Here is a 23,264-nt window from a genome sequence, read left to right as displayed (position 1 = left end):
TACGGAAGACCCATTTTTCAGCTGCATACCGAACCTTGCGCCTGACCGGCCGACCGGGAGTCCGCTACTTCTTCTTGTCCGTGGCGGAATCGGTGGACAGCGCGGCCACGAAGGCTTCCTGCGGCACGTCGACGCGACCGATCGTCTTCATGCGCTTCTTGCCTTCCTTCTGCTTCTCGAGCAGCTTGCGCTTACGGCTGATGTCACCGCCGTAGCACTTGGCGAGTACGTCCTTGCGGATCGCCCGGATGTTCTCGCGCGCAATGATCTTCGAGCCGATGGCCGCCTGGATCGGCACCTCGAACTGCTGCCGGGGAATGAGCTCGCGCAGCTTGGTGGTCATCTTGTGCCCGTAGGCCTGGGCGGCATCCCGGTGCACGATGGCCGAGAACGCGTCGACGGCCTCGCCCTGCAGCAGGATGTCCACCTTGACCAGATCGGCCTGCTGCTCGCCGACCTCCTCGTAATCGAGCGAGGCGTAGCCGCGGGTGCGCGACTTCAGCGAGTCGAAAAAGTCGAAGATGATCTCCGCCATGGGCAGCGTGTACCGCATCTCCACGCGGGTCTCGGACAGATAGTCCATGCCGAGCAGCTCGCCGCGCCGGGATTGGCACAGTTCCATGATGGTGCCGATGAATTCGCTGGGCGCGATCACCGTGCACTTGGTGATCGGCTCGTAGATCTCCCGCACCTTGCCCTCTGGCCAGAACGACGGGTTGGTGACCACGTGCTCGGTGCCGTCCTCCATGACCACGCGGTAGATCACGTTGGGCGCGGTGGAGATCAAGTCCAGGCCGAATTCCCGCTGCAGGCGCTCACGGGTGATCTCCATGTGCAGCAGTCCCAGGAAGCCGCATCGGAAGCCGAAGCCCAGCGCCACAGAGGTTTCCGGCACGTACGTCAGCGCGGCGTCGTTGAGCTGCAGCTTGTCCAGGGCGTCGCGCAGGTCCGGGTAGTCGGAGCCGTCGACCGGGTAGAGACCCGAGTACACCATCGGCCGCGGTTCCTGGTACCCGGCCAAGGCCTCGGTCGCGCCGTCGCGCGCGGAGGTGACGGTGTCACCGACCTTCGACTGCCGCACATCCTTCACGCCGGTGATGAGGTAGCCCACCTCGCCGACACCGAGGCCCGCGGTGGACTTGGGCTCGGGCGAGACGATGCCGATCTCGAGCAGTTCGTGCGTCGCGCCGGTGGACATCATCTTGATCTTCTGGCGCGGGGTGAGCTTGCCGTCCACCACACGCACATAGGTGACGACGCCGCGGTAGGTGTCGTAGACCGAGTCGAAGATGAGGGCGCGGGCGGGCGCGTCGGCATCGCCGACCGGCGACGGGATCTCCGCGATCACCTTGTTCAGCAGCTCCGGCACGCCCACACCGGTCTTGCCCGACACCCGGAGCACGTCCTCCGGCTCACAGCCCACGATGTGGGCGAGCTCGGCGGCGTAGCGGTCCGGGTCGGCGGCCGGGAGATCGATCTTGTTGAGCACCGGGATGATGGTGAGATCGCGTTCCATGGCCAGGTACAGGTTGGCCAGGGTCTGCGCCTCGATGCCCTGCGCCGCGTCGACGAGCAGGATCGCGCCCTCACACGCCTCCAGCGCACGCGACACCTCATAGGTGAAGTCGACGTGTCCCGGGGTGTCGATCAGGTGCAGGACGTAGTCCTCGCCGTCGACCTGCCACGGCAGCCGCACGTTCTGGGCCTTGATGGTGATGCCGCGTTCACGCTCGATGTCCATGCGGTCCAGGTACTGGGCGCGCATGGCCCGCTCCTCGACCACTCCGGTGAGTTGCAGCATGCGGTCGGCCAGGGTCGATTTCCCGTGGTCGATGTGCGCGATGATGCAGAAGTTCCTGATCCGGCTGGGATCGGTGAACGTCTTGTCGGCGAAGCTGCTAATCGGAGTCACTCCTCGGCATGGCAAAACAGCGGCATGTCAACCCCGAAGTCTACGGTGCTCTGTTTTCTGCCTCCGCTCCGCTCCGGCGGGTTCGCGGCCCCGAAGTCTCGTTCTTCCGTCATTTTCTGCCTCCGCTCCGCTCCGGCGGGTTCGCGGCCCCGAAGTCTCGTTCTTCCCTCCTCCGCTCCTCCGCTTCGCTCCCCCGCTCCGTCAGTCCAGAACGAGACGGCCGCGAACCTGCTGGTGAGCTGCCTTCGGGCGTACGCCAATCCGCTCCGCTCCGGCGGGCTCGCGGCCCGGAGGTCTCGATTCTTCCCTCCTCCGCTTCGCTTCCCCGCTCCGAGGCGGAGGTCCATCAAGCCGCAGTCCAGAATCGAAACGGCCGCGAACCTACGGGCGAGCTGTCTTCGGGCGCAGGCCAATCGGGTACAGGTGAGAATCCCGTTGTCCGCCGTTAGGCTGCCGGACATGGCCGGCAGGTGGAACGCTCTGGGGAAGCAGTTGGGGATCGTGGCTAAGGAGCAGGGCACCCAGCTCGTCACGCAGCAGGCCCCGAAGTTGATCGGGCGGGTGCGGCAGTCGACGATGTGGGACCGCGCGCTGAAGGCGGTGGGAACGCCGCGCAAGGGTCCGGGCGTCAATGTCCGGCCGACATCGTCGGCGGGAGTGCCGTCGCACGAACGCGCGCGCCGCATCGTCTACAGCCCGCAGCTCGACGGCCGGGCCGATCCCGGCGAGATCGTGTGGACCTGGGTTCCCTACGAGGAGGACCCGGACAACGGCAAGGACCGCCCGGTGCTGGTGGTCGGCCGCGAGGGCGACACGCTGCTCGGACTCATGCTGTCCTCGAATTCCGAACACGCGCACCATCCCAACTGGGTGGGAATCGGCTCCGGCCCGTGGGACAGCGCCGGACGGGACAGCTGGGTGCGGCTGGATCGTGTCCTGGATGTCCCGGAGATGGGCATTCGCCGCGAGGGTGCGATCCTCGCCCGCAAGACATTCGACCAGGTGGCGCACCGGCTCTGCGCCGAATACCACTGGCACTAGCGGCTTCCCGATACGACCGACCCCCCGCTCCAGGATGAAGCGAGGGGTCGGTATCGAGAGGTGTCAGCTGTCCACATTGCGGGAGCGGCCGTACAGCATTCCGTAGACCAGGGACCCGAGAACGCCGCCGACCAGCGGGAACACGATGAACACCCACAACTGCGGGGGCGCGCCGTCCTGATAGAACGCGACGGCCAGGCTGCGGGCCGGATTCACCGAGGTGTTGTCGACCGGGATCGAGATCAGGTGCACGACGGCCAGCGCGAAGCCGATCGAGAGTCCGGCGAACGGGATGTCCGACAGCTGGTCGGTGGAGGCCAGCACCACGAAGACCAGCAGCGCGGTCAGGATCACCTCGACCGTGATGGCCGCCGCCAGCCCGTACCCATTTGTGGTGACATCACCGAGCACCAGCTTCGACGGGGAGTGCTCGCCCCAACCGTTCGCTCCCAGACCGTCTTTGGCCCGGTCGTAGGAGGGCAGGTTCTTGGCGACGGCGTAGATGACCGCGCCCGCCAGCAGACCGCCGATGAACTGCGCGATCCAATAGACCGCCGCGACAACGATCGTGATCCGCCCCAGGAGCAGATGACCCACGGTGACCGCGGGATTCACGTGGCAACCCGAGATCGGCCCGATCGAGTACACCAGGAACAGCAACGTCAGGCCGAAAGCCACCGCCACGCCGAGCGCACCGACTCGGCTGCCCGCCAGTACCGCGGTGCCCACGCCGCCGAGGACCAGCACGAAGGTGCCCAATGTCTCGGCGTATGCCTTGCGCCCGAGCGTGGGCGGCTGCGGCTCGACCCGATCCTCGGCGACTTCCTGAGCTGTAGGGGACATCGGCTACCTTCCGCTGGCGTGGACAACGCACCGACAAGAGCCGGCGGCACGAGCCGAAAACGCCTCAGGCCAGGCGAGTTATCTCCACTACGACCTCGAGATCGGTCGAGCCGCTCCCGCTGAAGATACCTTTGAGAGGGGGCACATCCGCGTAATCGCGACCCACACCGACCGATACGTGTTGCTCGGTGACGGGGATGTTGTTGGTCGGGTCGTAGCCCCACCACTGCCCGGTCCAGGCCTCCACCCAGGCGTGCATCTGGCCCGCGACGGTATGACCGACCTCGGCGGACGGGTCCGGATGCAGGTAGCCGGACACGTAGCGGCTGGGAATCCCCATGCCGCGCAACAGCAGCAGCGTGAGGTGCGCGTAATCCTGGCACACGCCTTGCCGTTCGGCGAAGGCCTGCACCGCCGAGGTGTGCACGGAGGTGGAACCGGCCAGGTAGTTCATCTCCCGGTGCACCCATTCCGAGGCCCGGACAACCGCTTTCGCCGGCGATACGCCGCGCGCCAGCTGCCGGGCCACCGGGGCCAGCCGCCGCTTCTCGCGCGGGACGTAGACGGTGGGCTCGAGCAGTTCGTCGAAGCGGTCGGCAATGGCGTCGTCGCGCAACTCATCCCAGGACAGCTCCTCGGGCGGTCCGGCGAACGGCTCGGTCTCGACGACCGAGGCACTGGTGACCTCCAGCTCGGTGTGCGGGGCGTGCAGGTCGAAGGCGGTCACCGCCGTTCCCCAGTAGTCGACGTAGCGGTAGGACCGGGTGGACGGCACGGTGTCGACCCGATTGAGGATCACCGTCTGCCGGCTGTCGGCGCGCGGGGTGAGCCGGGCCTCGTTGAACGACCGGGTGACCGGCGCGTCGTAGACATATCCGGTGGTGTGCACCACCCGCATCCGCCAGCTCATGCTGTGCCCTCCTCGGCGTGAACAGGGCCTTCCGTGGTTACACTGCGTTGCCTCCTCCGGGCCCGACTGTTCACGCCATCTCCTCGACCCGGTCCGCGCCGCGACCGTGCAGCCCCGTCCACGCCACCCACGATTCGGCGTGGAAGTACTGCAGCGCCACGGCCTCCCCCACCTCGCGGCAGGTCTGCTGCAGCCACAGCAGCCGGCTGGGCAGATCCTCCAGCAGCACCGACGAGGGCAGGAATTCCAGTTCGCTGCGCGCCCGGCCGAGCAGGCGATGCGCCTCGTGACGCGCCGCGAACTGACTGTTGGGGCGCTGATCCAATTCCTGCAGACAGGTTTCGGCCACCCGCAGCGAATGGAATACCGATCGCGGGAACAGACGGTCGAGCAGGATGAATTCCGCGATCTGATTGGCGTCGAGCACGCCGCGATGGGTGCGCAGATACGGGTCGTGGGCCCCCGCCGAGCGCAGCACCGTCACCCAGGCAGGCGAGGAGGTGCGGTCACCGGCGCGCGAATGCAACAGGCGCACAGTCATATCCACGCGTTCGATGGATCTGCCCAGCAGCAGGAATCGATAACCGTCGTCGCGGCTCAGGGTGGAATCGGAGAGTCCGGCGAACATGGCGGCGCGATCGGTGATGTAGTGACAGAACTCGTGCGGCCCCAGCGCCCGCGCCGCCCGCTCGGCCGCCGCCAGCCCGTTGAAGGTGGCATTGAGGCACTCCCACATCTCGGTGGAGGTGACTTCCCGTGCGCCCCGGGCATTCTCACGCGCCCGGCTGATGGAATCGACGATGGAGCCGCCGTCGCGGCCGAAGGCCACCAGCTCGGTCACCGACCACACATCCAATTCCCGGTCCTGTTCGGGCGGCTCGATGCCCAGTACCCGCAGCAGCACCCGCGAGGTTCGGTCCGGATCGACGGTGGCGTCCTCCAAGAGCTGATGGACCGCGACATCGAGAATGCGTGCCGTATATTCCGCACGCTCGACGTAACGCCCGATCCAGAAGAGGGATTCGGCATTGCGCGCCAACATGATCCGACCACCTAACGCTGTAACCACCTGCCGAGCGCCATTGCTGCCGATGTTCTCGATTACTACTGTTGTTGCTGATGGGTCCGCGCGGAAGAGACGTCCCGCGACTGGTCGCGTTCCGGGGCGATCTGGAGTTCGCCGACCAACTGCGATCCCGCCAATTCCCGTTGCGCCACAGAGGTTCTCGGTGCCAGCACCCAGGTGTCCTTGCTCCCGCCCCCTTGACTGGAATTCACCACCAGCGAGTTCGCGGGCAGCGCCACCCGGGTCAGTCCGCCGGGCAGCACCCAGATGTCGTCGCCGTCGTTGACCGCGAACGGCCGCAGGTCCACGTGCCGGGGCGCGAGCCGCCCGTCGATCTTGCTCGGCACCGTGGACAGCTGCACCACCGGCTGCGCGATCCAGCCGCGCGGATTGGCCCGCACCTTGCGCCGGGTCGCCTCCAACTCCCGGGTGCCGGCCGCCGGGCCGATCACGATGCCGTAGCCGCCGGACCCCTCCACCGGCTTGACCACCAGTTCCGCCACCCGGTCCAGCACCTCGTCACGTTCGGCCGGTTCCCAGCAGCGGTAGGAGTCCACATTGGGCAGGATCGGTTTCTCGCCCAGGTAGTACTCGATGAACGCGGGCACATAGGTATAGATGAGCTTGTCGTCGCCGACCCCGTTGCCGACGGCATTGGCCAGCACCACCGTGCCCGCGCGGGCCGCGTTCAGGATCCCGGCCACCCCGAGCATGGAGTCCGGCCGGAACTGCATGGGATCGAGGAAGTCGTCGTCGATGCGCCGATAGATGACGTCCACCTGCCGCTCCCCAGCGGTGGTGCGCATATAGACGACATTGTCGCGGCAGAAGAGGTCCCGGCCCTCGACCAGTTCCACGCCCATCTGCCGGGCCAGCAGCGAATGCTCGAAGTAGGCGGAGTTGTGGACGCCGGGGGTGAGCACCACCACGGTCGGGTCGGCCTCGTTGGGCGCGGCGGCGGCGCGCAGGGCCCGCAGCAGATGGGTCGGATAGTCGCCGACGGCGCGCACCCGGTGCGAGGCGAACAGGTCCGGGAACACGCGCGCCATGGTGCGCCGGTTCTCCATGACATAGGACACACCCGAGGGCGAGCGCAGATTGTCTTCCAGCACACGGAAATCCCCGTGCTCGTCACGCACCAGGTCGATCCCGGCCACGTGAATGCGCACGCCATTGGGCGGCACCAGGCCCGCGGCCTCGCGGTGGAAGTGCGCGCAGGAGGTCACCAGCCGTTTCGGAATCACGCGGTCACGCAGAATGGTCTGCTCGCCGTAGACATCGGCGAGGAAGGCCTCCAGCGCGCGCACCCGCTGCTTGATGCCGCGTTCGAGCTTGGTCCATTCGGTGGCGGCGATCACCCGCGGCACCAGGTCGAGCGGGAACGGCCGCTCCTGGCCGGAGAGCGAGAAGGTGATGCCCTGATCGACGAATGCGCGGTCCAGCGCCTCGGCGCGGGCGGCCAGATCCTCGGCGTCGATGGTGGCCAGGGCGTTGAATATCCCCCGGTAGGGCGCCCGCGGGCGGCCCGCGGAATCGAACATCTCGTCATAGGCACGGTCGTAACGGCCCGGTTGGTACCCCGCGAATACGCCTGATTTATCCGATTTTTCGCGTTCCAGTCCGGAAGGAGCGAGTGCGGCAGAGGCTGACGCGGTGGATCTGTCTACCCTGGAGAGACCCGGTGCGGGTGCGGCGGGGGTCATGCAAAAATAGTCCATCACGCAGGGGCAACACGCAGTTGGACGGCGATAAATTTCTGGTTTCAGCCAGGTAGCGGACAGGCCCGATTTCATACCTCGCGGCGTTGCCTGGTAGCCTCGACTGTCGGTGCTGCAACTGCCCCTCTCGTAGTGCGCGCCCGAAGACTTTGCATCCCGCATACACCACCAAGCGAAGGAACACGAGGAAACCGGCGTGGCCAACATCAAGTCCCAGATGAAGCGGATCCGCACCAACGAGCTTGCGCGCCAGCGCAACCAGTCGGTGAAGTCCGCGCTGCGCACCTCGATCCGCAAGTTCCGCGAGGCCGCTGCGGCGGGCGAGAAGGACAAGGCGCTCGAGCTGATGCACTCCGCGAGCAAGAGCCTGGACAAGGCCGCCTCCAAGGGCGTCATCCACGCCAACCAGGCCGCCAACAAGAAGTCGGCTCTTTCGCTGGCCTTCAACAAGCTCGGCTGATTCTGCCCGGTAAACCTATCGGCATCATGCTTCTCACAGCCGCCGTGGCCACGACGACCACGGCGGCTTTTGTCGTGTCCGGAGCTGGCGACTTGCGCGAGCGCGCGGTTGGCAGCAGGATGGCCGCGAACCGTGGGCTACCTGTAAACCTGCACTGGGAGAGATCTCTTGGCATCGCTGCGTCGTGACAACCATCCGTCCTGGACCCGGGGCACGCTGGCCGTCAGCGTGGCCGCGGTCGCGCTGACCACCGGAGTGGGTGTGGCAGCCGCACGTCCCATCGGCCCGTTCGAGGTGGGCGGGGCCATCGAGGTCGAATACGACGGGGCGGGCGGACCGGACTTCTTCGGTGATCCCGCCACTCCCGAGACCGACGCCGCGGGCGGCGGCAAGAAGCAGGACTTCGTCGACAACGTCTCCATCTACTGGACCCCGGCCACGGACGCACACGCCATCGGCGGCGCCATCCGCGACAAGTGGAAGAGCGCGGGCGCGGAGTCGGGCGCGCTGAAGTACCCGGTGGTGGACGAGGGGCAGACCTCGAAACCCGGCCGCTTCCAGCACTTCCAGGGCGGCTCGATCTACTGGTCGCTGGGTGCGGGCACCCATGTGGTGAGCGGCGTGATCCGCGACAAGTACTCCGCGGTCGGCTGGGAGAGCAGCCCGCTGGGCTTCCCCATCGCCGATGAGAACAAGACCAACAGCGCCACCACCCATGAGCAGCTGTTCGAGGGCGGGGCCGTCTACTCCACGCAGAAGACCGGGACCCACGTCGTGTGGGGCTCGATCCGCGACGAGTGGGTGCGCAATGGCGCGGAGAACGGCCGCTACGGCTACCCGACCAGCGACGAGTACGACTACCAGGGCGGCAAGGCCCAGGAGTTCCAGGGCGGCAAGATCACCTGGAAGCCGGAGTAGTCCGGCCCTTCCCGCTACGAGGCGCTCTCGCGCAGGTCCAGAATGCGCGAGAGCGCATGCTCCAGCGCGTAATCCGCGTCGGCCGCCTGACCCTTGACGTCGGCATTGAGCGCGGCCACCACCTGCAGTGCCGTCCCAATGGACGCGCCGGTCCAGCCGCGCGCCTGGCCCTGCGCCTTCTTCACCTTCCACGGCGGCATCCCCAGATCACCCGCCATCTTGAACGGGTCGCCACGCCCGGCCGAGCCGACGCGGGCGATGGTGTGCACCGAATCCGCGAGGGCGTCCGCCAGCAGTACCGCCGGGACGCCGCGATCGATGGCCCAGCGCAGCGCCTCCATGGCGGCGGGCCGATCTCCCGACACGGCCAGATCGGCGACATCGAACCCGGTCACCTCGGCCTTGCCCGAGTAGTACTGCCGCACCGCCGCGAGATCCACTTTGCCGCCGGTGTCGGCCGCCAATTGCGAACTGGCGGCGGCGAGTTCACGCAGGTCCGAGCCCACGGCCTCGATGATGGCCTGCACCACGTCCGCCGGCACCCGCACATTGGCAACCCGGAACTCGTTGCGCACGAACTCGACCCGCTCCCCCGCCTTGGTCAGCTTCGCGCAGTTGTGCACCACCGCGCCCAGCTTCTGCAGGGCCGGCGCGAGCGCCTTGGCGCGCCCGCCCCCGCTGTGCAGGACCACCAGCACCACGCCCTCGGGCGGTGCGGATGCCGCATCCTGGATGACCGCGACCGCGTCCTTGCCCGCCTCGGCCGCCGACTCCAGCACGATCACCCGGTCCTCCGCGAACAGCGAAGGACTCAGCAGCTCAGCCAATTCCGCCGTGCTGGCATCCCCCGCCCGGAGCCGATCCACCGGCAGCGCACCGGCCTCCGCCGAGCCGGCGCGGGCCTGCGCGGTAATTCCCGCCACCGCCCGCTCGATCAGCAATTCCTCTTCACCGAGCACGAGATGCAGGGGCGCGGGTCGCTGGTTCACGCCCCGATCCTACGAGCCCGCCCCGACAGGTCCGCCCACCACCTCGCCCCGCACGCGGCGCTGTACATCGAGAAGACCGGCGTCAGCCGACGTCCTGAAGCAGGAAGTGCCGCGCGTTGAGGGGACCGTCCAGCTGCATCAGCTGTCCGCCCGCACGCAGACCACCGAGGTCCAGTGCGGCGAATCCGAACTCGTCCAGCAAGGCGGCCACGTCGGCTTTCGCATCGGCATCGTCGCCCGCGTAGAAGATCACCTGCCGGCCCTCGGCATGCTGTGGGTCCGCGGCGATGAACGCGGCGAACAGGGTGTTGAATGCCTTCACGATCCGCGCGCCGGGAAGGCGCTCAGCGACCCACTCGCTGCCCGTGAGGTCACCGACGTCGTAGCGGCCCCGCCAGGGGTTCGCCGCGGCGAACTGATTCGTGGTGTCGACGACGATCTTCCCGGACCAGTCGGTGAGGCCGGTCAGATCCGGTACGGCGAAGAACGGCACCGCGAGGAATACGAGTCCCGGCTGCGCCGCCTCCTCGGCCGTCACCGCGCGGGCCTTCGGCCCCAACTGCTCCACGACGGCCTGGAGCGTCTCCGGGCCCCGGCTGTTGCCGATGAGTACCTCATGGCCATAACGGACGGCCTTGTCAGCGACCGCCCGGCCGATATTTCCTGCTCCGAGAATGCCGATAGTGCTGTGTGTGGTCATGGTTGCTCATCCTCGATCGTGTCAGGCCCGTCGGCGCTTACGAGCGATGCGGGTTGAAGTCCAGGAGGACTTTGCCGTTCTTCCTGAGGTACGCGAGTGCCTCGGGAAAGTCCGCAGCCTTGAATACAGCGGCGGACGGCAGGACGAGCCTTCCCTCGGCGACCAGTCGCGCGGACTCCGCGTTCAGGGCCGGATGGCGGGGCAGATACTCGTCCTGGTACATCCAGAACTCCGTCGTGGCGATATTTTTCGCCTCGAGCCGCTCCGGGTCGGGCGTGAACGGCTGACCGCTCATGTAGCCGTATACCACCAGCAGAGCGCCCTCTGTCAGCACGTCCAGCAGCAGCGTCGTCGCGGTTCCGCTGATGCCGTCGAGTCCCAGCAGCACCGGATCGGAGCCGATGACCGCCCGTACCCGCGCACCGGCGTCCGCCGAGTCGACGACGACAATGTCGGCGCCGAGGTCTTCGAGTTCGCTCACGAGTTCCGCGCGGCGCACGATGTTGATCGTGCGCAGCCCGCGCTCCTTGGCGAACACGATGACGGACCGGCCGACTCCGCTGTTGGCCGCGTTCTGCGCCACCCATGAGCCAGGCGGAAGGTCACGCGCCTCCACCAGCAGACCCGCGGTGACGGTATTGATGGTCAGCATCGCAGCCTGGTCGAGGCTGATGGACTTATCGACGACGGTCAGGCTCGCGGCCTCGGCCAGGACCTGCTCGGACCAAGAAAAGGTGCCGAATGGAAGTAGGACCGTGTCGCCCGGACGGACGTGCGTGACGTCCGGCCCGACGGCCAAGACCGAGCCCGCTCCCTCATTGCCTATGACGCTGGGCAGTTGGGGGCGGACCGGATAGATGCCCTGGGCCAAAAGCAGGTCGTGGTGGTCGAGCGGGGCGTACTCAACCTGGATCAGCGCCTGACCAGCGACGGGAGCCGGGGGCTCGGGAACATCCACGACCTTCAGGCTCTTCTCCGGCTCCCCGAACCGGGTGAGATGAATAGCGAGCATGGAAGTCAACTCCTCTGTCGTATGCGATGAAGAACGAGCTTGACTTTCGTAATGGACGGAGAAAACGCTCCAGGGCCCCGTCGGCAATCGACCGACACCATCCGGATAGAGACTATCGGTTACGTCTCTACCAATTTGGCGACCGAGTATCCGGCAATAGTTCGTGCCGTCGATGTCAAGGTAGGGCAGTGCATTCCGGCGCCGGTATCCCGTTCGGACTGCCCAGCAAAGGGTGTTACATGGCGACACCGTCAGATTCCCGATGCCGCAGAACGTAATTCATTGAAGGGGCGGATCCCAGGAGATCCCGTTGAAGTCCCATACGCCGCGGCGAGTTCCGAGGATCAGAATACAGCCCCAGCGCTTGAAGAGTCGCGGGTCGACGGGTTGCCGCAACCCACCGGCGCGGACGATCCGGCCGCCCGGACAGTGTTCGGCAAGCGCCAAGGGACCTCTGCACCCGATGCGCGTGCCACGCCCCGGCCACCCCGGACCAGGCCGATCAACAAGACCCCCGGCACCAGCTCGGCCACTCTCCTTCGGTGCCCGCGCCCGGGTCGGGCGCTGCCGCACAAGTCCTGTAAAACGAACGTCTAATTCATATGTCTTGCACGTTTGTACAAACCTCCGTTAGAGTCGAGTCGACACACCGGATCGAGGATCGGAACAGGCAATGACCGCACGCACCGCCACCCGCATCAGCTTCGACATCGACGGCCGCGGACTGTCCTACGTGGATTTCGGGGGTACCGGCCGGACCGTCATCGCCCTGCACGGGCACATGTCCGACGGCGAGAGCTTCGCCGATCTGGCCGCGCGGTTGTCCGCGGGGTGGCGCCTCGTCGCCCTCGACCAGCGCGGCCACGGCCACTCCGATCGCGCCGCCGACTACACCCGCGACGGCTATCTCGCCGACATCCTGGCCCTGCTCGACCACCTCGGCCTGGAACGGGCTGTGCTGCTGGGTCATTCGCTCGGCGGCATCAACGCCTACCAGTTCGCGGCCCGCCGCCCGGAGCGGGTGGCGGCGATCATCGATATCGACGCACCCGCCGCGCTCGGCCTTGACGGTCACAACCCGCTGGGCTTCGTGGCGGGCCTCCCCTACGAGGCGGCGACGCGCGAACAGCTGATCGAGGCCATGGGTCCGATGGCCACGCACTTCGGGGCGCTGGTTCGCGAGCGTGCCGACGGTTCCTGGAGCCTGCCCTTCCACCCCCTCGACATCGTCGCCTCCGAGGACCTGGTCCACGGCGACCACTGGTCCGACTGGCTCGCCGGCACCTGCCCGGCCCTGCTCATCCGTGCCGCCCACGGCGTCATCCCCGCCGACATGGCCGAGGCCATGCGCGACCGGCGCCCGGGCACCCGCATGGTCGAACTCGATACCGACCATTTCGTCTACGCCAATGACCCCGCCGGTTTCGCCGTGGCCGTCAATGAGTTCCTGAGCTCCCTCTAGCCGGACGCCGCCTCCCCAGCTTCCGCTAACCGGACGGAGACTCCTCGTCTCGGCCCGGCCGCGGCGGCCCCGGTCCCGTCACGGCGTCCGGATCCTCCCGCGCACGGCTCGGGTGCAGTGCGGCGATCACCAAGGCGCACAACACCGCTGCGACCAGTCCCGAACGCAGGCCGGTCGGTAGCGAGACCGAGGCTCCGAGGGCAGCGGCTCGGTCGGAAACCGTGAGCAGCCACCACAGCGGTGGTGCGGTGCAGTGCATGACCACCTGTGCGAGGGGCGACCACACGCAGGCGAGCAGCGCACCCACCGCGCCGAGGATGGTGATGGGCGCGATCACGGGCTCGACCAGCATGTTCACCACGATCGCGACCAGACTGAGGTGACCGGTCATGGCGATGACCAGTGGCGTGGTGACCACGAAGGCCGCGGCCGCCACCGCGAAGGAGTCAGCGGGGATGCGCCACCAGCCATGGGCCCGAAGCCAATCCGACCAGCCCGGGGCGATCACGATCAGTCCCGCGGTGGCCAGCACCGACAGAGCGAAACCGGCGTCCACCGCGAGACCCGGTGACCAGGCCAGCAATCCGATGACCGCGGCGCACAGGGCGGGTAGGGCCTGCTTACGGCGGCCGGTGCAGAGAGCCAGCAGCGCAATGGCTCCCATGACGGCGGCACGCAGGACACTGGGCGATGGGCGGGCCAGGATCACGAACATGACCAGTGCCGCGCCCGCGGCCACCGCGCCGACCCGGGGATCCACCGTGAGGGTGCGCATCGAAACCAGGACGGCCCCGAGCAAAATCGTCACATTTGCACCACTAACAGCGGTCAAATGCGTCAAATCAGACTCACGGAAGTTCTCCTGGACATGGTCGGTGAGGGTCGAGGTGTCGCCGATGACCAGGCCCGGGAGCAGGCCGGCGGCATCGTCGGAGAGCGCGCGATGGGCGGAGGTCGCGAAGTCGCCGCGCACCTGCCCGGCGAGGCGCTGCCACCAGGGCGTTGTGCTCACCGAGGTGGGAGCGGCCTCCGCCCGCAGGATGGCGACCGTCATGTCCGGACGCCACGGACGGGCCACGCGGGCACGGAATTCCACCCGCTGGCCGGGCAGCAGGGTCCGCCACCCCGCCGCCGGCGCCATCACCAGCACCGAGCCGCCGGAATGCACGATCCGTCCACCCAACTGGTAATCCACCAGCCCGGCCCGCACCATCACCTTCGGCCCGCCGAACGGCCTGGCGGACACCCGCTTCGGATCATCGGTCAGCTCCACCACCGCCACCAGCCGCTGCCCGGCCCGCACCGCCCGCAATGGATGCGTCTGCACCCGATGCGCATGCCACGCCCCCGCCACCCCGAACCCCGCCCCGATCACCAAGGCCCCCAGCACCACCCACGCCACCCCACTCGCACGCCCCGCCCGCGCTCGCCGAATCACCCACGCCGCCAAACACATCCCCACCAGCCCGCACCCGGCCGCCACCCCGACCCCCGCCCGCCACCCCACCACCAACGGCGCCACCGTCGCACCCCAACCACACACCGCCGCCGGAACCAGCCGCGCATCCAGCACCTCGGGTATTTCGACGGGCCCGCGATCCCCGGCGTCGACGCGGTCGGTCGCCCCCGCTGTCATCGCCACCGCCCCGGTTCCGACCGCCGCTTCGCCACCGGCGCCACTCCGCTTCTGGACGCCGATCGTCCACCGGCGGCGCAACCGTTGCGCCCCAACAGCTCTGCGCAACTGCCCAGCTCGGCGCAGGCCGTCGCCTGTCGGCCCCGATGAGCGCCCGCAAGCCCCGCTGTCCGAGTCGTGCTCGCGCCCTCCGACTCGGCTTCCAGGCAACCGGTGCGACTGTGCTGGTGCGCGGCACGGCAATTCACGATGGTCATATCGTCACCCGGTCGCGGAGGCGGTTGAGGCGGGAGTGGCCTATGCCCTCGATTTCGGCGAGTTGGTCGATGGAGGTGAAGCGGCCGTGGCGGGTACGCCAGGTGAGGATGGCTCGGGCGGTGACGGGGCCCACGCCGGGGAGGGTGTCGAGGTCGGATTCGGTGGCGGTATTGAGGTTCACCTTCGCCGGGAGGGCGGTCGGGCGGGGTGGGCCGGAGGGCGGGGGTGAGTTCGCCGGGGGGTGGGCGGAATTCACGATGGTGGTGCCGACCTGCTGGGTGGTGGGGCGGGGTGTGGTTCGGCCGATGATGATCTGGTCGCCGTCGGTGAGGGGCTGGGCGAGGTTGAGGGTGGAGAGGTCGGCTTCGGGGCGGGGAGCGGCGACGCGGAGGGCGTCGGCTACCCGGGCCCCGGCTGGGAAGCGGCGGAGCCCGCCGTGCTCGACGAGACCGACGACGCTCACGACGAGTTCACCGGGAGTGGCAGAACCGCCCGGCGCGCCGGTTGCCGTGGTAACGAGCGGGATTCGATCCGGCTGCGAGGCGCCGGGCCGCGACGCGGGTGGCTGGGTCGCGCCCGGTGCGGGCGTGGCGGTGACGGTCGCGACGGAGGCGGCGGCTTCGGGTGCGGCAACATCCTGGTCGGCGGGCGCGGTTTCGCTGAGCGCGGCGATGGGCGGGACCGGTTGGGAGACAGGCTTTTCGCGCAGGGTGACGTACCCGGCGAAGAGGATGGCCAGGATGCCGAGGGCGGCGATGACGAGGACGCCGCGCGGGCCCGGATCCCACCGGGTGCCGCGGAAACGTTCGGGGACCAGGCGTTCGTGCCAGAGGGACACGCTGCCGCAGGGTTCGGACAGCCAGTCGGGCGAGGATCCGCTGGGATACCGTTCAGCGCCCCGGCGATCGGGGTCGACGAGCTGGTCGAGCGAGTCCTCGTCCCAGCGGCCGGGATGTGGACGGCCGGAGGCGAATTCCGCCGGATTGGCGGTGACCTCGGCCGGGCCGGGGCGTGTGTCGGCGGCGGTGCGGGCGTTGAGGCGCTGCAGCGGGGTGCGTTCGTCGAGTCGTGGCATGCAGCTCACGGTAGGAGCGACGACGATCCCAGCCGCCCGCGCGACCTGGTCTTTCGGCCGACCTGTGGATAGCGAATTACGTTGTGGACAATGCCGTTTCCGCTAGCCGCAGCCGCCCGGCACCACCAACGCGCCGACCGCGCCCACGCCCAGGTGCACCCCCAGGGTGGGGCCGAATTCGGCGATGATGACCTCCCGGATACCGGGGATCAGATCCCGCAGCTGACCTGCGATGGTGTTGGCGGCCTCCGCGGCCCCGAGATGCTGGACGGCGACCGCCGCCCCGTCCTCACCGGCCGCATCCACCGCGGCCGCAACGAGTTTGGTGAAAGCCTTGGAGCGCGTGCGAGCCTTCTCGCGCAGTTCCAGCCGCCCGTTCACGATCTGGATGATCGGCTTGGTGACCAGCTCGGTGCCGAAGAACGCCGCGGCCGTGCTCAGCCGCCCGCCCCGCCTCAACTGCTCGGTCCGGTTGACGACGATGAACGCGCGCCCGCGGCTGGCCGCCGCCACCGCCGAGTCGTACACGACATCGAGCGGCTCACCCGCCCGTGCCCGGCGCGCCGCCGCCAGTACCGGCAGCCCGGTACCCAGCCCGGCGCTCAGCGAGTCCACCAGCCGGATCCGATCGGCGGCATCCATGTCCCGCACGGCCTGCCGCCCGGCCTCCCAGGTGCCCGACAGCTGCCGCGAGATGTGCACGGCCACCACGCCGTCGCCGTCGGACAGCTCCAGCGCCTGCTCGTAGGCGGTCCGCAGATCACCCGGCGAGGCGGCCGAGGTGGTGACCTGGGAGGAGCCGTAGTCGATGTCGTAGTCGTCGATCCCCTCCCGAATCTCGCGATCGTCGACCAGCACGTGCAGTGGAACGGCCAGCACACCAAGATCAGCCGTGAGGCCGGCCGGCAGGCTGGCCGACGAGTCGGTCACCACCACCACGGTCATGCAGTGTGTACCTCGTCGGCCGTGGCCTCGGTCAGCACCTTCATCATGGCCCGCGCGACCGCGCTGTGGCCCTCCCAGCCCCAGTGGATGCCGTCCGGGTTGGCGGGGCCGTTGAACACGTTGTCGCGCACGGCATCCCCGAGATCCACCAGCGGCACCGCATGCTCGGCGGCCCAGGCCGTCACGGCCCGCACCATGGGCTCGCGCCCGGTGTGCACCTCGGCGTAGGCCTCGCACTTGTGCACGGAGGGCAGTACCGCCACGAACGGTAGCTCGGGCCGCAACTGGGCCAGCGAGTGCCGCGACTGCTCCAGGTAGTCCACGCTCACCGCGGGCGGCAGCGCCACCGGCCAGCCCAGCGGGGACAGCCTGGGCTGCACCCAGTTGTAGGCCTCGCGCACCCGCCGGCGCACCGAGGACGGCCGCACATAGCGGATCAGCTCGCGCAGCGCGGTCGGCAGCGGCGAGGGCAGCGAGTCCATGCCGCCGGTCGCGAACACCACAGCCCCGGCCCGCGGCACCGCGGCCCAGATGCGCGGGTCGCCGATCAGCGCCCAGTAGGCGTCACGGCAGGTCCAGCCGATGCGGGCCACCAGTTCGACGTCCCAGTCCAGCTCGGCGGCAACGAGATTGGGCCAGATGCCGGGATGGTCGGCGGGCAGCCCGCCCTTGGGACCGAAGTAGGACAGCGAGTCCGCGACCACCACCAGTACCTTGCGCTGCGGCGAACCGTCCTGCGCCGGTTGGGCGTTCGAACTCTCAGAGGACATCAGGGGCTACCTTCGCGACCGCGTTCCACACATCCAGGCGCCAGCCGGGCTTGTTGATGCCGGGACCGTGGCTGGTCAGCTGCACCCAGCTGGTGTTGGCCAGGCCGCCCAGGGCCGGCCAGTTCGCTTCGGGCAGATCGAGCAGGGCCGCGGTCAGCGCCGCGATGAGCCCGCCGTGCGCAACCAGCATGATGGTACGGCCGGGCCAGTCCTCCCGCGCGGCGAAGAGTTCCGTCACCACGGGCAGCGCCCGCGCGCCCACCTCGAGCTTGGATTCGCCGCCGGGCGGGGTGAAGCGGGCGTCGAGCCGCCAGGCCTTGCGGGCGCCCGGATACTCGGCGTCGACCTGGTGGTGGTCCAGGCCCTCCCAGTCGCCGAGGTTGGTCTCGCGCAGGCGCTCGTCGGTGACGACGGGCATGGCCGCGCATTCGGCGACGGCGAGCGCGGTGTCGTGGGCGCGCCTGAGATCGGAGGAGACGATGGCGATCAGGTCGCTGGTCGCCATGTCGGGCGCGCGGTCCTTGGCCTGGCGTCTGCCGATGTCATCGAGTTCGGTGTCTATCTGGCCCTGCATGCGGTCGCCGGCGTTCCATTCGGTCTGTCCGTGCCGCAGCAGAATCAACCGGCGGACGCCGGCCATCTTGCTCACTCGTCGTCCCCGCCCTTGTCTTTCTCGGTCGTCGTGCGCGGATCGCCGATGCCGTCGACCGGCACCGTCGGGCAGTCCTTCCACAGGCGCTCGAGGCCGTAGAAGTCGCGTTCGTCCTCGTGCTGGACGTGGATCACGATCTCGACGTAGTCGAGCAGCGCCCAGCGGCCCTCGCGAGTGCCCTCGCGGCGCACCGGCTTGTATCCGGCCTCGCGCAGCTTGTCCTCGATATTGTCGACGATCGCGTTGACCTGGCGCTCGTTGGGCGCGGACGCGATGACGAAGCAGTCGGTGATGACCAGCTGCTCCGAGACATCCAGCACGACCACGTCGGCGGCCAGTTTCTCGTCGGCGGCCCGTGCGGCCACCGTGGCCATCGAGACCGCTTCTGCCGATGCTGTCACCCTGCTACCTCTTCCCTGCGCACTTTCACCATGCACTGTCTTGCGGCACGTACAGGTGCCGCTTCGATATGTATTGGACGACCCCGTCCGGGACGAGGTACCACACCGGCCGGCCCTCCCCCGCCCGCCGCCGGCATTCGCTCGACGAGATGGCCAGGGCCGGAATCTCGATCATCGTGACCGTGCCCTCCGGGTAATCACGGAGATGGTCGGCGAGATGGTCGATATTCAATTCGTACCCCGGACGGGTCACGCCGACGAATTTCGCCAGCTCGAACAGTTCCGACCAATCCTGCCACGTCAGGATGCTGGCCAGCGCGTCCGCTCCGGTGATGAAGTACAGATCCGCGTCCGGGTGGAGTTCGGCCAGGTCGCGCAGGGTGTCGACGGTGTAGGTCTCCTTGCCGCGGTCCACGTCGACGCGGCTCACCTGGAACCGCGGATTGGACGCGGTCGCGATGACCGTCATCAGATACCGGTCTTCGGCCGGGCTGACCGCGCGATCACCCTTCTGCCACGGCTGACCGGTCGGTACGAAAATCACTTCGTCCAGGTCGAACCGATTCGCGACCTCACTGGCCGCGACCAGGTGCCCGTGGTGGATGGGGTCGAAGGTGCCGCCCATCACACCCAGCTTGCGGCGACCGTTCCTATGCACGAAAAGCGAGCTTACCGGGGGCGATTGCACCGCCCCCGCACCGGCGGGGCTCAGCCGGCCGGCCATCCGGGTTCAGACCGGCAGCAGGCGGCCCACGAGGGCGGTCAGCTGGCGGGCCGAACGGCATTCGTGCATCTCGATGATGTCGGCATAGCGGTCGGCGGCGGAATCGCCGGTGCCCCACATCTTCTCGGCCTCGGGGTTGAGCCAGTAGGCGTGCTTGGCGGTGTCGACCAGCTGCCGGAGGGTGTCCAGTGCCGGGTCCCGATAGTTGGTGCGGGCGTCGCCGAGGATGAGCAGGGAGGTGCGGCTGGTGACGGCGTCGGGGAACCGCTCGGCGAAACCCTCCAGGGCCGAGCCGTAATCCGAGTGGCCCTCGATGCCGACGACCTCGGCTTCGGTGAAGATGCGGCGGGTCAGCTGATCCAGCGGGGTGGCGGCGTCGAACAGCTGGGTGACCTCGTCGACGCGGTCCACGAAGGCGAAGATGCGGACCCGGGAGAACTGCTCGCGCAGGGCGTTCACCAGCAGCATGGTGAAGCTGGAGAAACCGGCGACCGAGCCCGAGATGTCGCACAGCAGGACCAGATCGGGGCGGCCGGGACGCGGCTTGCGGGTGACCAGGTTGACCGGGACACCGCCGGTGGACATGGATTTGCGCATGGTCTTGCGCAGATCGATCTCGCCACGGCGGGCGCGGCGGCGACGTGCGGCCAGGCGGGAGGCCAGGACCCGGGCCAGGCGCTGGCTGCTGCGGCGCAGTTCGTCGAGTTCGGTCTGGGAGATGCGCAGGAAGTCGGCGTCCTCGGCCTGCCGCGCGACGCCGTAGGTGGCGACACGCTCGCGGCCGATGCGCTCGGCCACGCGGCGGCGCGTCTCGGCTTCGACCGTGCTGCGGAAGTCCTTGATGCGGCCGCGGGCCGTGCGGCGAGCGACCTCGCTGTCGAAGTCGGAATTGTCCATGCCCTGGGCGAGACCGGCGAGGATCTTTCTCACCAGCAGTTCCGGCTGGAGATCCTTCAGCGTCTGGTAGGCGGAGAACGACGGCCCGCCCGCCGCCTGGTACTGGCCCATCTGGTCGACCATCTGCGCGGCCAAGGCCTGCAACTGCTGCGCCTGCTCGCCCGACGGGTCCTGGATCAGCAACTCCGCCAGCATCTTCCGCAGTTCGAGGATGTCGACGCTGCCGTCCGGCTTGATCGGCAGCTCCACCTCCTCGGCCCCGACCCGCTCCCCCAGCGCGGCCGGGAACCACAGGTCGAACATGCCGTCGAAGGTGGCGCGCTGGGTGGTGCGGCGCAGCAGCGCGCAGGCCAGGCCCTCGCGCAGCGCCTCGCGATCCATCAGGTCCAGGACGGTGAGAACCTGTCCGGCGTCCACGGTTTCGGATGGGCCGACAGGAATCCCCCTGCCGCGCAAGGCTTCTACGAACCCGACCAGATGCCCGGACAGCCCGTGTTCGGCCGTCGGCCCCGGCACCTGCACCGGCTTGGCCGGAGTCCCGCCCGAAATCGCCCGCATGGCAGCGGAAACCAGTCCGCGCGAGGAGTTCTGGCTGCCCTTCGTATCTGTGCCCCTCGAGGGCCCTGACGCCCCGGCCATGATCAGGCCAGCTTCAGCTCGGACTGGGCGCGCACATGATCGGCCTGGTGCTTGAGCACCACCCCGAGCGTGGCCCGCACCGTCTTGTCGTCGAGATCCTTCGCGCCCAGGGCCAGCAGCGTGCGCGCCCAGTCGATGGACTCCGCGACCGACGGCAGCTTCTTGAGCTGCATGCCGCGCAGCACGTGCACGATCCGCACCAGCTGCGCCGCCACCGCGGGCTTCAGTTCCGGTACCCGGCTGGCCAGGATGCGGCGCTCGAGCTCCTCGTCGGGGAAGTCGATGTGCAGGTAGAGGCAGCGCCGCTTGAGCGCCTCGGACAGCTCGCGGGTGGCATTGGAGGTGAGCACCACGAACGGCTTGCGGGTCGCGCTGATGGTGCCCAATTCCGGCACGGTGACCGAGAAGTCGCTCAGCACCTCGAGCAGCAGGCCCTCGATCTCGACGTCGGCCTTGTCGGTCTCGTCGATGAGCAGCACGGTCGGCTCGTCACGCCGGATGGCGGTGAGCAGCGGGCGTTCCAGCAGGAACTCCTCGGCGAAGACGTCGGCCTTGGTCTCGGCCCAGTCGTGCTCCGAGGACGCCTGGATGCGCAGGATCTGCTTGGCGTGGTTCCACTCGTAGAGCGCCCGCGCCTCGTCCACGCCCTCGTAGCACTGCAGCCGCACCAGTTCCGCACCCGCGACCTGCGCGACGGCCTTGGACAGCTCGGTCTTGCCGACACCGGCCGGCCCCTCGATGAGCAACGGCTTGCCGAGCCGGTCGGCGAGGAATACCGAAGTGGCGGTGGCCTTGTCGGCCAGGTAGCCGGTGTGGGCCAGCCGCTCGATCACATCGTCGACCGACGAGAAGATCGGCTCCTGGTTGGGTGCGGTGGTGGGAGCCACGGCGGTCCTTTCGTATCCAGCGGGTGCTAGACGGGGCGAATCTGCCCGTCGCCCCACACAATCCACTTGGTGGAGGTTAGTTCGGGCAGGCCCATGGGTCCGCGGGCATGCAGCTTCTGGGTCGAAATGCCGATCTCCGCGCCGAATCCGAACTGCTCGCCGTCGGTGAAGGCGGTCGAGGCATTGACCATGACGGCGGCGGCGTCCACGCGAGCGGTGAACTCGCGGGCGGCCTTCAGGTCGGCGGTCACGATGGCCTCGGTGTGGCCGGTGCCCCACTCGTTGATGTGCTCGACGGCCGCGTCGAGATCGTCGACGACCTTCAAAGCGATGTCCAGGGACAGGTATTCGTCGGCCCAGTCGGTATCGGTGGCGGGCACCAGGCCCGGCAGGTCGCCGTGGATGGTGACGCCCTTGTCCTCGAGGGCCTTGATCATGCGCGGCACCGCGACATCGGCGATGGCCCGGTCGATGAGCACCGTCTCGGCGGTGTTGCACACCGAGGGCCGCCGGGTCTTGGCGTTGATCAGGATGGACTCGGCCATATCCAGATCGGCGTCCCGTTGCACGAATACGTGGCAGTTGCCGGTGCCGGTCTCGATGGTCGGCACCAGGGCGTCGCGCACCACCGCGTTGATCAGGCCCGCGCCGCCGCGCGGGATCACCACGTCCACCAGGCCGCGCGCCTGGATCAGGTGGGTGACGCTGGAGCGGTCCTCCGCCGGGAGCAGCTGCACCGCGTCGGCCGGAAGCCCTTGCGCTGCAAGCGCTTCCCGCAACACCGCGACCAATGCCGCATTGGACTTCGCCGCCGAGGACGAGCCGCGCAGCAGCGCCGCGTTACCCGACTTCAGTGCCAGCCCGAAGGCATCGACGGTGACATTCGGCCGCGCCTCGTACACCATGCCCACCACGCCCAGCGGCACCCGCACCTGGCGGATTTCGAGACCGTTGGGCAGCGTCGACCCGCGCACCACATCGCCGACCGGATCCGGCAGCCCGGCCACCTGCCGCAGCCCCGAGGCGATGCCGTCGACACGGGCCTCGGTCAGCCGCAGCCGATCCAGCAGCGACTCGGCGGTGCCGCCCGCCCGGGCGATCTCGATGTCCTCCGCGTTGGCGGCGAGTACGGCGTCCTTGGCCGCGAGCAGCGCGTCGGCCGCGGCGTGCAGCGCGGCGTCCTTCTGCGCGGTGGTGAGCTGAGCGAGCGTCCGCGACGCCACCCGAGCCCGGCGTGCCGAGTCGTGCACCACCTCGCGGACGGCGTCCCGATCAGTGGTCGTGGAAGCAGTCATAGGAACAGATTACTGATGACGATCCGCCGCCGGTCGGGGGCAGGTTGTTACCGT

22 protein-coding genes are annotated in these 23,264 nt (G+C 68.5%); 4 read left to right on the top strand and 18 right to left on the bottom strand.

What is annotated here, in order from left to right:
* Positions 1 to 64 precede the first annotated feature (64 nt).
* Complete coding sequence (gene lepA / locus ABZ909_RS09690; RefSeq protein WP_356997402.1) at positions 65 to 1,912, bottom strand: translation elongation factor 4; 1,848 nt, start codon at positions 1,910 to 1,912, stop codon at positions 65 to 67.
* 459 nt (positions 1,913 to 2,371) lie between these two features.
* On the opposite strand from lepA, the gene ABZ909_RS09685 reads away from it, so the two are divergent.
* The gene (locus ABZ909_RS09685; protein WP_356997401.1) at positions 2,372 to 2,953 is read left to right on the top strand and encodes a type II toxin-antitoxin system PemK/MazF family toxin; all 582 of its coding nucleotides are present in this window, start codon (positions 2,372 to 2,374) and stop codon (positions 2,951 to 2,953) included.
* Positions 2,954 to 3,016: 63 nt separating this feature from the next.
* Here the strand turns inward: ABZ909_RS09685 and ABZ909_RS09680 are convergent, their stop codons facing one another.
* From ABZ909_RS09680 to ABZ909_RS09665, 4 genes are all read right to left on the bottom strand, one after another.
* Positions 3,017 to 3,796 carry an aquaporin gene (locus ABZ909_RS09680; RefSeq protein WP_356997399.1) on the bottom strand — a complete coding sequence of 260 codons (780 nt, stop codon included), beginning with the start codon at positions 3,794 to 3,796 and terminating at the stop codon, positions 3,017 to 3,019.
* A gap of 64 nt (positions 3,797 to 3,860) precedes the next feature.
* Positions 3,861 to 4,706 carry a transglutaminase family protein gene (locus ABZ909_RS09675; RefSeq protein WP_356997397.1) on the bottom strand — a complete coding sequence of 282 codons (846 nt, stop codon included), beginning with the start codon at positions 4,704 to 4,706 and terminating at the stop codon, positions 3,861 to 3,863.
* A gap of 70 nt (positions 4,707 to 4,776) precedes the next feature.
* Positions 4,777 to 5,748, bottom strand: coding sequence for an alpha-E domain-containing protein (locus ABZ909_RS09670; RefSeq protein WP_356997395.1), 972 nt, complete (start codon positions 5,746 to 5,748; stop codon positions 4,777 to 4,779).
* A gap of 62 nt (positions 5,749 to 5,810) precedes the next feature.
* Positions 5,811 to 7,475, bottom strand: a complete 1,665-nt coding sequence (locus ABZ909_RS09665; protein WP_356997394.1) for a circularly permuted type 2 ATP-grasp protein — start codon at positions 7,473 to 7,475, stop codon at positions 5,811 to 5,813.
* A gap of 211 nt (positions 7,476 to 7,686) precedes the next feature.
* Here ABZ909_RS09665 and rpsT point away from each other — a divergent pair, with 211 nt between their 5' ends.
* Positions 7,687 to 7,950, top strand: coding sequence for a 30S ribosomal protein S20 (gene rpsT, locus ABZ909_RS09660; RefSeq protein WP_356997392.1), 264 nt, complete (start codon positions 7,687 to 7,689; stop codon positions 7,948 to 7,950).
* A 168-nt stretch (positions 7,951 to 8,118) separates the two neighbouring features.
* Positions 8,119 to 8,868, top strand: coding sequence for a hypothetical protein (locus ABZ909_RS09655; protein WP_356997390.1), 750 nt, complete (start codon positions 8,119 to 8,121; stop codon positions 8,866 to 8,868).
* A gap of 14 nt (positions 8,869 to 8,882) precedes the next feature.
* Here ABZ909_RS09655 and holA read toward each other — a convergent pair whose 3' ends face one another.
* From holA to ABZ909_RS09640, 3 genes are all read right to left on the bottom strand, one after another.
* Complete coding sequence (gene holA, locus ABZ909_RS09650; protein WP_356997388.1) at positions 8,883 to 9,857, bottom strand: DNA polymerase III subunit delta; 975 nt, start codon at positions 9,855 to 9,857, stop codon at positions 8,883 to 8,885.
* A gap of 82 nt (positions 9,858 to 9,939) precedes the next feature.
* Positions 9,940 to 10,557: an NAD(P)-binding domain-containing protein gene (locus ABZ909_RS09645; RefSeq protein WP_356997386.1), complete on the bottom strand. Its 618-nt coding sequence runs from the start codon at positions 10,555 to 10,557 to the stop codon at positions 9,940 to 9,942.
* A 37-nt stretch (positions 10,558 to 10,594) separates the two neighbouring features.
* On the bottom strand, positions 10,595 to 11,569 hold the full coding sequence (locus ABZ909_RS09640) for a zinc-dependent alcohol dehydrogenase family protein (RefSeq protein WP_356997385.1): 975 nt from the start codon (positions 11,567 to 11,569) through the stop codon (positions 10,595 to 10,597).
* 673 nt (positions 11,570 to 12,242) lie between these two features.
* Between ABZ909_RS09640 and ABZ909_RS09635 the strand changes: the two genes are divergently transcribed.
* The gene (locus ABZ909_RS09635; RefSeq protein ID WP_356997383.1) at positions 12,243 to 13,031 is read left to right on the top strand and encodes an alpha/beta hydrolase; all 789 of its coding nucleotides are present in this window, start codon (positions 12,243 to 12,245) and stop codon (positions 13,029 to 13,031) included.
* A 25-nt stretch (positions 13,032 to 13,056) separates the two neighbouring features.
* Here the strand turns inward: ABZ909_RS09635 and ABZ909_RS09630 are convergent, their stop codons facing one another.
* From ABZ909_RS09630 to ABZ909_RS09585, 10 genes are all read right to left on the bottom strand, one after another.
* The gene (locus ABZ909_RS09630; protein ID WP_356997381.1) at positions 13,057 to 14,667 is read right to left on the bottom strand and encodes a ComEC/Rec2 family competence protein; all 1,611 of its coding nucleotides are present in this window, start codon (positions 14,665 to 14,667) and stop codon (positions 13,057 to 13,059) included.
* Between the two features lie 253 nt (positions 14,668 to 14,920).
* Positions 14,921 to 16,000: a ComEA family DNA-binding protein gene (locus ABZ909_RS09625; RefSeq protein ID WP_356997379.1), complete on the bottom strand. Its 1,080-nt coding sequence runs from the start codon at positions 15,998 to 16,000 to the stop codon at positions 14,921 to 14,923.
* Between the two features lie 102 nt (positions 16,001 to 16,102).
* Positions 16,103 to 16,945: a DegV family protein gene (locus ABZ909_RS09620; protein WP_356997377.1), complete on the bottom strand. Its 843-nt coding sequence runs from the start codon at positions 16,943 to 16,945 to the stop codon at positions 16,103 to 16,105.
* Positions 16,942 to 17,715 carry a diglucosylglycerate octanoyltransferase gene (gene octT, locus ABZ909_RS09615; RefSeq protein WP_356997376.1) on the bottom strand — a complete coding sequence of 258 codons (774 nt, stop codon included), beginning with the start codon at positions 17,713 to 17,715 and terminating at the stop codon, positions 16,942 to 16,944. Before octT ends, ABZ909_RS09620 begins: the two co-directional genes overlap by 4 nt.
* Positions 17,705 to 18,355: a histidine phosphatase family protein gene (locus tag ABZ909_RS09610; protein WP_356997894.1), complete on the bottom strand. Its 651-nt coding sequence runs from the start codon at positions 18,353 to 18,355 to the stop codon at positions 17,705 to 17,707. Before ABZ909_RS09610 ends, octT begins: the two co-directional genes overlap by 11 nt.
* Before the next feature lie 5 nt (positions 18,356 to 18,360).
* Positions 18,361 to 18,768: a ribosome silencing factor gene (gene rsfS, locus ABZ909_RS09605; RefSeq protein WP_356997374.1), complete on the bottom strand. Its 408-nt coding sequence runs from the start codon at positions 18,766 to 18,768 to the stop codon at positions 18,361 to 18,363.
* Positions 18,769 to 18,793: 25 nt separating this feature from the next.
* Positions 18,794 to 19,426: a nicotinate-nucleotide adenylyltransferase gene (gene nadD / locus ABZ909_RS09600; RefSeq protein WP_356997372.1), complete on the bottom strand. Its 633-nt coding sequence runs from the start codon at positions 19,424 to 19,426 to the stop codon at positions 18,794 to 18,796.
* A 72-nt stretch (positions 19,427 to 19,498) separates the two neighbouring features.
* The gene (locus ABZ909_RS09595) at positions 19,499 to 20,947 is read right to left on the bottom strand and encodes a VWA domain-containing protein (protein WP_356997371.1); all 1,449 of its coding nucleotides are present in this window, start codon (positions 20,945 to 20,947) and stop codon (positions 19,499 to 19,501) included.
* Between the two features lie 83 nt (positions 20,948 to 21,030).
* Complete coding sequence (locus ABZ909_RS09590; RefSeq protein WP_356997369.1) at positions 21,031 to 21,915, bottom strand: MoxR family ATPase; 885 nt, start codon at positions 21,913 to 21,915, stop codon at positions 21,031 to 21,033.
* A 26-nt stretch (positions 21,916 to 21,941) separates the two neighbouring features.
* The gene (locus ABZ909_RS09585) at positions 21,942 to 23,210 is read right to left on the bottom strand and encodes a glutamate-5-semialdehyde dehydrogenase (RefSeq protein ID WP_356997367.1); all 1,269 of its coding nucleotides are present in this window, start codon (positions 23,208 to 23,210) and stop codon (positions 21,942 to 21,944) included.
* Positions 23,211 to 23,264: the final 54 nt, after the last annotated feature.

Origin of the sequence: Nocardia sp. NPDC046763 (genome assembly GCF_040645495.1) — a bacterium.
In the GTDB taxonomy this organism is placed as follows: Bacteria; Actinomycetota; Actinomycetes; order Mycobacteriales; family Mycobacteriaceae; genus Nocardia.
This window is presented reverse-complemented; position numbering and strand designations above follow the sequence as displayed.

Coding starts and splice junctions, on each gene's coding strand:
- ABZ909_RS09630 (WP_356997381.1), bottom strand. CDS start 14,667: ATGACAGCGGGGGCGACCGACCGCGTCGACGCCGGGGATCGCGGGCCC.
- ABZ909_RS09620 (WP_356997377.1), bottom strand. CDS start 16,945: ATGACCGTGGTGGTGGTGACCGACTCGTCGGCCAGCCTGCCGGCCGGC.
- ABZ909_RS09645 (WP_356997386.1), bottom strand. CDS start 10,557: ATGACCACACACAGCACTATCGGCATTCTCGGAGCAGGAAATATCGGC.
- ABZ909_RS09640 (WP_356997385.1), bottom strand. CDS start 11,569: ATGCTCGCTATTCATCTCACCCGGTTCGGGGAGCCGGAGAAGAGCCTG.
- ABZ909_RS09625 (WP_356997379.1), bottom strand. CDS start 16,000: ATGCCACGACTCGACGAACGCACCCCGCTGCAGCGCCTCAACGCCCGC.
- ABZ909_RS09670 (WP_356997395.1), bottom strand. CDS start 5,748: ATGTTGGCGCGCAATGCCGAATCCCTCTTCTGGATCGGGCGTTACGTC.
- ABZ909_RS09635 (WP_356997383.1), top strand. CDS start 12,243: ATGACCGCACGCACCGCCACCCGCATCAGCTTCGACATCGACGGCCGC.
- ABZ909_RS09665 (WP_356997394.1), bottom strand. CDS start 7,475: ATGACCCCCGCCGCACCCGCACCGGGTCTCTCCAGGGTAGACAGATCC.
- octT (WP_356997376.1), bottom strand. CDS start 17,715: ATGTCCTCTGAGAGTTCGAACGCCCAACCGGCGCAGGACGGTTCGCCG.
- ABZ909_RS09675 (WP_356997397.1), bottom strand. CDS start 4,706: ATGAGCTGGCGGATGCGGGTGGTGCACACCACCGGATATGTCTACGAC.
- ABZ909_RS09595 (WP_356997371.1), bottom strand. CDS start 20,947: ATGCGGGCGATTTCGGGCGGGACTCCGGCCAAGCCGGTGCAGGTGCCG.
- ABZ909_RS09685 (WP_356997401.1), top strand. CDS start 2,372: ATGGCCGGCAGGTGGAACGCTCTGGGGAAGCAGTTGGGGATCGTGGCT.
- ABZ909_RS09610 (WP_356997894.1), bottom strand. CDS start 18,355: ATGGCCGGCGTCCGCCGGTTGATTCTGCTGCGGCACGGACAGACCGAA.
- ABZ909_RS09585 (WP_356997367.1), bottom strand. CDS start 23,210: ATGACTGCTTCCACGACCACTGATCGGGACGCCGTCCGCGAGGTGGTG.
- ABZ909_RS09680 (WP_356997399.1), bottom strand. CDS start 3,796: ATGTCCCCTACAGCTCAGGAAGTCGCCGAGGATCGGGTCGAGCCGCAG.